3 protein-coding genes are annotated in these 4,716 nt (G+C 42.5%); all 3 read right to left on the bottom strand.

The annotated features are described in order from the left end of the window. Positions 1–135: 135 nt before the first annotated feature. The gene (locus EI162_RS13435) at positions 136–873 is read right to left on the bottom strand and encodes a sulfite exporter TauE/SafE family protein (RefSeq protein ID WP_192524820.1); all 738 of its coding nucleotides are present in this window, start codon (positions 871–873) and stop codon (positions 136–138) included. 165 nt (positions 874–1,038) lie between these two features. Further along, entirely contained in the window at positions 1,039–3,342 is a 2,304-nt protein-coding gene (locus EI162_RS13430; RefSeq protein WP_192524819.1) for a TonB-dependent receptor, read from the bottom strand. Between the two features lie 257 nt (positions 3,343–3,599). After that, positions 3,600–4,193, bottom strand: a complete 594-nt coding sequence (locus tag EI162_RS13425) for a hypothetical protein (protein WP_192524818.1) — start codon at positions 4,191–4,193, stop codon at positions 3,600–3,602. Between the last annotated feature and the right edge of the window lie 523 nt (positions 4,194–4,716).

Genomic DNA, 4,716 nt, shown 5'->3' with positions numbered 1-4,716 from the left:
TTCAAGGCTTCAAAATTGTTCAAATTTTAATCAGCATACTTTTTGACACACCACCGATAAAAAAATAGGGCACGCTAAACATGCCCTATCGATAGTTTAAAATGTCATTGCCTCCTATGTACATGAGAGACGTTTTTATTGCTCGTGATTCATTTGCTCGTGATTCATTTGCTCATGATTCATTTGCCCGTGTCCACCATGCATATTGGCCATGATCATCGGCACCGCTATGACGGCTAAGCCAGATAACATCATGATTACGCCATTCACTTGCCTTAGGCGCAAACGCCCGATTTGATTGCGCATCCAGTTGACCGTTCCGTGCGTAGCGACGAGCATGGGTACGGTTCCTAGACCAAAGACAAACATTAACACGGCACCTGTGAGCGGGTCATGACCGACGACCGCCATAAGTAACGCGCCATAAACGAGACCACAGGGTAAAAATCCCCATAATAAACCTGCCGTCAATGCCCGAGGAAAGGTATTTAAGGGGAATACTTTCTGCCGCAGAGGTGCTAAAGCTTGCCAAAAGTGCATACCAAGACGTTCAAGCTTGTTCAAAAAAGGCAGACCTAGCATGGTTAATCCTATAAATACCAAGACCAGGCCTAGTAGGATGCGAGGTGTGCTATTGCCAACCATTAGGGGCGTTAATACAGTGGTGCCAATCACACCGGCAATTAAGCCCAATAGGGCATAACTGAGTAAGCGCCCTAGATGGTAAGTTGCAATGAGGCCGCGTTTTTTTGCTGGACTAGCTTCTTTCATCGATAGTCCGAATGCAGTCACGATACCACCACACATACCTAAGCAATGCGGCGAGCCAAAAAATCCCATTAAGAATGCTGCAATTAATAGTGCCATAGTCATGAAAGTGCTTCCTATAATATAATACCAAATCCAAAAATACGATTAACTTTATTAGACTTGCTAAGCCTGTTAGCGGTCATAGTCAAAAAAGTTATCCTTATTATTCTAATTTTTGGAAATGGTATAAGAGAAATAAAGTCAGTTAACAATCTATCTTAATGACACCTAAAACTTATAGTTAACACCTACATAGAATGAGCGACCCGCGCCAGGTATAGCCGTGCCCCAGTTAGAGCTGCCATCTATCTCCTTATTCATAGACATAGTTCTACCTTGCCCCATGTAGGCACCGCCTAAAGGTAGGGCATGGTTTTTGTCAAAGACATTGTCGATACCAGCCTCAATCGCTACCTGTTTGAACTGATAGCCTGTATTGAGATTTAATAAGCCATAGCCTGCTGTTTTAATTTCGTTGCGAGGGGTGGATACATCCTTTTTAGCTGAAACACCAACCACTTCAATTTGGTTTTTCCAACCGTTGTTTTCCCGATTTAGGGCAACACTGCCATTGAATGGCATGATGTTATATAAGTCTGATCCGCTGTCTTTATTTTTTCCTTTGGTGTAGTTAAGTGATCCGGATATCCCCCAGTTTCCCCAAGCATTGGATGTCAATTCTCGATCGGCTGTCAGGTCGATGCCGTATATCTCAGCATCTTGGTTGGTATAACGCAGTACGTTGTATTGGTCGGCGGTGTGAGTGTCAGCCGCTGTGTTCGTCATACGATCCGACTGTACGGCATCGACATAGTCATCTATTTTTGAATAGTAAGGTGTGGCTTTGACACCCCAGCTATTTCCAGCACCGCGCCAATTTAGGGTGGCAGACAGTGTATTGGATTTTTCAGAACGCAGATTAGGATCACCAAAATAGCCATTGCCATCACCAACAGTGTTATTCATGACAGCCGCCATGGGCCATGTCGACCACGTATAACGCTCATAGAGACTGGGTGTACGTTCTTTATGAGAAAGCCCCAATTCTAAGGTTTTTTGTGCATCAATGTTGTAGCGGCCAATCGCGGTAACGTCGATGTTGTGGTCAGTGCTGCTACGGTCACTGACATTAAAGTTAGCGCTATCTCGCAGCTGATTGGTCATATTGTTTTGACCACCGATTTGATAGCCATGTACTTCATCAGCACTGGTACGTACGTTTTCATAGCGCGCACCAAGCTGGGTCGTCCATTCAGAAGAGATGGCTTTTTCCCACTCGCCATAAATACCGATACGCTGACGTTGACCATTGTTGATATTTTGAAAGTCATTTGGCGACATCATACCGTCGCCAGATGCCGCCCATGTGTCATCAAGGGTATAGTCTTGATATTCAGCACCTATATTGATCGTGCCTTGGTTGGTTAAATCGATAATACCTTTAATATTGGCTCCAATAGTCTTGCTATTAGTATTCATAGGCATACCTGTGGCGGCGCCATATAAGAACTGTTTGTCGTCTCCAAAGTTCATATAGTGATCGACTTTTTCATGATAGGCCTGTGCTTCTAACTGCCCCCAATTTAACTCGCTTTTGTAACGCAAATTAATGCGGTCAAGCTGATTGTCGAGCATGTCCATCCGCTGATTTGGATATAGCTCTTTTGGGATGTTTTGCCACAGATAAGTTCCTTGTAGCAGATGATTGCCACTCTTATAAGCAATGTCTAATGACTGATTTTTGCTTTCATAAGCGGTTGAACCAACTTCGTCTTTCGCTAATGTTTTATTAGGGTTACCTGTTTGGGTATAAGATTTAAAATCACCACCAGCTTTATAGTTATCTGCCTGTGCGAAGCTGCCTTTATAGGTGAGGCTAAGCTGATCGTTTGCCGCTGTGGTCGACAAGTTAGCCCCATAGGCGTCACCATTACTACGATAAAATGTGCCAATTTCACCTGAAGTTAGTATGTTGCTATCTGTTGAAAAGATAGGCTCTGCTGTTTCGACAACGATAGTACCGCCAATACTATTACCACCGACACTCACAGGCGTCACACCTGCATAAACGGTGGTCTTGTCTATAGCGCTTGGCGCAATATAAGACAAGGGTGAGTTCATACTGTTTGGACAGGAGGCGATTGAGTCAACGCCATCTACTAAGATACGCAGACGGTTGTCCGCCAAGCCTCTCATCACGGGCAAGTTTGATATACCACCAGCACTTTGGACATTCAGACCGGGTATTTTTGTCAGTATAGTGGCCGTATCACTGCTTGCCACTTGTTTGCTACTAATAAATTTTTGATTAAGGCTGGTTGCTGTTCCAAGTGCATCGGTACTAGATGGCTTATCTGCTGCTGTCGCATAAACGACGATTGCTGGCAATTGAGTATGTGGCTCATCATCCGTAGTATGCATATACGCCTTTACGGTTGTAGAATCGGCATAAGCGCTACTGATATGCAATAAAGACAAGGCTAAAACACTTAGTTTTAAAATAGGTACAGCGTTCATTAATGAAGATGACATCTTATTTCCCTAGAAATTTGCAAAAATATTTTATGAAATCGGTTATTCAGTTTTTACCAAGATGCAATGTAAGCCAAGTCATTTATGGGCTTAGAGTAGGCACTGACCGAATATTTTCCGATATAAATAGATAGTATTTTGAGTACAGTATTTTAGGCAAATAGGTACAAGTGCCTCAATCAGAGCGTCAAATGAGCGCGTTGATTGAGAGCATTGTCATTAATGCTCTAAAAATATTTGACTATAAATATGGATAATTATATGGGTGTGTCTGATGGTGGAGCGCGTGCGAGGGGTCGTAAAAAATTACTAGGAGAGTAGGTATGTGAGCGATACAAAAACGTGACTGAGACAGTAGATAGCTCAATCAAAGCCGAGTCAGTATGTGTAAAAGCGACTGGCAATAGTGCCGCAGACATGGCAGTGCAAAGGTCGCAGCCACTGTATTTTACGGCATCAGGGTTAGATTCAGAGCTTTCAATCTTATCTTTGCTATATAAGGCTTCCTGTGAAGGTGCAGCATCAACCGTTATGACTGGCTTAACGGTCGCAGGCGATGCTAAAGATAAGGATGCATTATGATGAAGGAAATGACGAGCGGCACTATCAATGGGTATGTTGTGATTCGTTTGCGCAATATCAGTCTGTATTTGCTCATACTGTTTGGCTGCCGATACAATCGGTGCAAGCTCTGCACAGATACCATGACCTAAGTGGGCATTATCATCCCATAGAGGTGTGAGCAACAGCGTGATGTGCATGATCCAAGCAAAACATGCGACCAACACGCCGAACCACATCGTTACCGGTGATGAATATCGTAAAACAAGCTTGTAGCGCTTAGTAGACATGATAGGGTCATCGTATTACCAGCATGCTGATGATGCATAGGTAACATTTATAAGTAAGGGGGCGCACTAACTTAGAACATCATTTCAAAGAATTTCAGAAAGAATTCTTAACAAAACAGATATTATCGTTAACAATGCCATTCTAAGACAATGACTATGGTCTTTACAAGCTTGAATCTTACATTGCTTTTGTAGCGAGTGTAGTAGTCAACTAATTTAAAATGATTAACAAGGGGATTTTATTCAAATACTGATTCTCTTTTCTTCTAGTGGCAAATAGTTATCGAGAGAGTGAGATCTCACGGTCTAAATATAAATAGTCTCTAAATAACAATTAAAATCCTCGGTTCAGAAATAGCTTCATAACTACAATATGGCATCTATAAGCTATGCTGAAAAAACTGTAGAACCCGTTTTGGTAAATTAAAGACTGGTGGTGTGTCAGAAAGTATGCTGAGGAGATGAAATGAGGGTGACAGCCAAAGCAAGATGATATATTTGAGGTTATGAAGACACAAATACA

Origin of the sequence: Psychrobacter sp. FME6, from assembly GCF_014861365.1 — a bacterium.
Taxonomy (GTDB): domain Bacteria; phylum Pseudomonadota; class Gammaproteobacteria; order Pseudomonadales; family Moraxellaceae; genus Psychrobacter.
Note: the sequence above shows the minus strand (reverse complement) of the source record. Positions and strands in the feature narration are given on the sequence as shown.

What these genes read in the sequence shown, in the direction of transcription:
- EI162_RS13435 (WP_192524820.1), bottom strand. Translation starts at nt 873, where the DNA reads ATGACTATGGCACTATTAATTGCAGCATTCTTAATGGGATTTTTTGGC.
- EI162_RS13425 (WP_192524818.1), bottom strand. Translation starts at nt 4,193, where the DNA reads ATGTCTACTAAGCGCTACAAGCTTGTTTTACGATATTCATCACCGGTA.
- EI162_RS13430 (WP_192524819.1), bottom strand. Translation starts at nt 3,342, where the DNA reads ATGTCATCTTCATTAATGAACGCTGTACCTATTTTAAAACTAAGTGTT.